General features: G+C 66.8%; 4 protein-coding genes. All 4 read left to right on the plus strand.

Annotated features, from left to right (window positions below):
• Positions 1 to 343, plus strand: a 343-nt coding sequence (locus Q0716_RS02460) for an outer membrane protein assembly factor BamE (RefSeq protein ID WP_299019276.1), incomplete at its 5' end; no start/stop codon positions are given.
• Between the two features lie 23 nt (positions 344 to 366).
• Positions 367 to 1,182, plus strand: a complete 816-nt coding sequence (gene dapB, locus Q0716_RS02465; protein WP_299019278.1) for a 4-hydroxy-tetrahydrodipicolinate reductase — start codon at positions 367 to 369, stop codon at positions 1,180 to 1,182.
• Positions 1,183 to 1,236: 54 nt separating this feature from the next.
• The gene (locus Q0716_RS02470; RefSeq protein WP_299019280.1) at positions 1,237 to 1,956 is read left to right on the plus strand and encodes a dienelactone hydrolase family protein; all 720 of its coding nucleotides are present in this window, start codon (positions 1,237 to 1,239) and stop codon (positions 1,954 to 1,956) included.
• Positions 1,957 to 2,085: 129 nt separating this feature from the next.
• Positions 2,086 to 2,786: class I tRNA ligase family protein (locus Q0716_RS02475; RefSeq protein WP_299019282.1), on the plus strand; the 701-nt coding region annotated here is incomplete at its 3' end.

Genomic DNA, 2,786 nt, shown 5'->3' on the forward strand with positions numbered 1-2,786 from the left:
GGCCAGCGTCTTTCACGCCAACCGCTGGGACTATGTCTTTACCTTCCAACGTCAGGGCCAAGCCCCACAGCGCCGCGTGGTCAGCGTGTTCTTTCAAGGCGACCGGCTGGAGCGGGTGCAGGCCGACGAGCTGCCCACCGAAGAGGCGTTCGTCTCCTCCCTGGATGTGCGCCGCAAGTCTCCACAACCCCCAGTGCTCGAAGCGACCGAGGCGCAACTCAAGGCCTTCGAGTCCAAGGCACCCACCCCCCGCGCTGCCAGCTCCGTGCCCGTCACCCCTGCATCCGTCCCTGGCGCCGTTCCCGCTGCGGCGCCGAGCTACCCGCCGCTCGAGCCGCGCTGAAAGTCCCGTCTTTGTCCGTCGCCATGACTGTTTCCACTGCCCACCGTGTAGCGATTGCCGGAGCCAGCGGCCGCATGGGCCGCATGCTGATCGAGGCCGTGCAAGCCGCCGATGACTGTGTGCTGTCGGCAGCGCTCGACCGACCCGACAGCCCGGCTTTGGGGCAAGATGCCGCTGCCTTTTCGGGGCAGCCAGCGGGCGTGGCCATCGGGGCCGATGTGGACGCGGCCGTGGCGGCCAGCAGTGTGCTGATCGACTTTACCCGCCCCGAGGGGACGATGATGCACCTGGCCGCATGTGTGCGCCACGGCACGGCCATGGTCGTCGGCACCACCGGCTTTACCGAGGTGCAAAAGGCCGCCATCGCCGAGGCCGCGCAGCGCATTCCCATCGTGCTGGCACCCAATATGAGTGTTGGCGTCAATGTCACGCTCAAGTTGCTGGACATGGCCGCGCGTGCCTTGGCCACCGGCTACGACATCGAAATCGTCGAGGCGCACCACCGCCACAAGGTGGACGCCCCCAGTGGCACTGCGCTGCAGATGGGCGAGGTGATCGCTGCCGCACTGGGGCGGCGACTGCAGGACTGCGCGGTCTACGAGCGCGTTGGCCACACCGGCGAGCGGCCGGCTGGCGCGATTGGTTTTGCCACCGTGCGTGGCGGCGACGTCGTGGGCGACCACACGGTCATGTTTCTGGGCAGCGGCGAGCGCATCGAGATTGCGCACAAGTCGAACAGCCGCGCCACTTACGCCCAGGGCAGCCTGCGTGCAGTGCGCTTTTTGGCGGGACGAGCGCACGGCCTGTACGACATGTTCGACGTGCTCGGGCTGCGCTGAGCGCCGCGGCGCAGCGCCGGTCCGGGGCGACCCTTTGACAAGGAGGCCAATACGATGACCATTCAGACCCGTACCATCGAGTACACACACGGCGGCATTACCTTCGAGGGCTTGCTGGTGTGGGACGACGCCTTCGATGCGCCGCGGCCCGCTGTCGCGGTGGCGCACGCCTGGGCTGGGCGCAGTTCGTTCGAGGACGACAAAGCGCGCGCGCTGGCTGGACTGGGTTACGTTGGCTTTGCGATGGATGTGTACGGCAAGGGCCGACGGGGTGCCACGCGCGAAGAGAATGCCGCGTTGATGACGCCGCTGATGCAGGACCGGCCTATGCTGCAGGCGCGCCTGGGCGCAGCGCTGCAGGCGCTGGCCGCGCAGCCAGAGGTGGACCGCCAGCGGCTGGCGGCCATCGGCTTTTGCTTCGGTGGTTTGAGCGTGCTGGACATGGCGCGCTGCGGGCTGCCGCTGCGCGGGGTGGTCAGCTTCCACGGCTTGTTCCTGCCGCCGGGCAACACTGCGGGGCGGCGCATTGCGGCCAAGGTGCTGGCGCTGCATGGCTGGGACGATCCGATGGTCAAGCCCGAAGCGGTGTTGGCTTTTGCCCAGGAGATGACCGAGGCCGGTGCCGACTGGCAACTGCACGCCTATGGCGGCACCATGCATGCCTTCACCAACCCCGAGGCGAACGACCCCAGCTTTGGCACCGTCTACAACGCCTGCGCCGACGCGCGCTCCTGGTCGGCAATGCGGGGGTTCCTCGGCGAAGTGCTGAGCTAAAGCGGTGCGGCCCGCCAGGGCCACAGCTGCGCGGGCGCGGTCGATACAATCCTCAGAGATTTTTTTCCATTGGGCCGGGGGTGAGCCGCTGAGGCGTCGAGCCCCCGCGCCCCAGCCGCACCCCTTATCATGCAAGACGCCTACTCCCCCCGAGACGTCGAGGCCGCAGCCCGGGCCGCCTGGGCTGCGCGCGATGCCTACCGTGTCGTCGAAGACGCGTCCAAGCCCAAGTTTTACGCCTGCTCGATGCTGCCCTACCCCAGCGGCAAGCTGCACATGGGGCATGTGCGCAACTACACCATCAACGACATGATGGCGCGCCAACTGCGCATGAAGGGCTTCAACGTCCTCATGCCGATGGGCTGGGATGCCTTCGGCTTGCCGGCCGAAAACGCCGCCATCAAGAACGGCGTGCCGCCGGCCCAGTGGACTTACGGCAACATCGCCTATATGAAGCGGCAGATGCAGGCCATGGGCCTGGCCATCGACTGGAGCCGCGAGATCGCCACCTGCAGGCCCGACTATTACAAGTGGAACCAGTGGCTGTTCCTGAAGATGCTGGAAAAGGGCATCGCTTATCGCAAGACGCAGGTGGTCAACTGGGACCCGGTCGATCAGACCGTGCTGGCCAACGAGCAGGTCATCGATGGGCGCGGCTGGCGCACCGGCGCGCTGGTAGAAAAGCGCGAGATCCCCGGCTACTACCTGGCGATCACGAAGTACGCCGAGGAGCTGCTGTCGGCGGTGGCCAATCCGGATGATCCGAATTTTCTGGACGGCTGGCCCGAGCGGGTGCGGCTGATGCAGGAAAACTGGATCGGCAAGAGCGA

The organism is uncultured Tepidimonas sp. (assembly GCF_938045175.1).
Classification (GTDB): Bacteria; Pseudomonadota; Gammaproteobacteria; order Burkholderiales; family Burkholderiaceae_C; genus Tepidimonas.

Bases quoted from the DNA above. Each gene is read 5' to 3' on its own strand.
- dapB (WP_299019278.1), top strand. From the start codon at position 367: ATGACTGTTTCCACTGCCCACCGTGTAGCGATTGCCGGAGCCAGCGGC.
- Q0716_RS02470 (WP_299019280.1), top strand. From the start codon at position 1,237: ATGACCATTCAGACCCGTACCATCGAGTACACACACGGCGGCATTACC.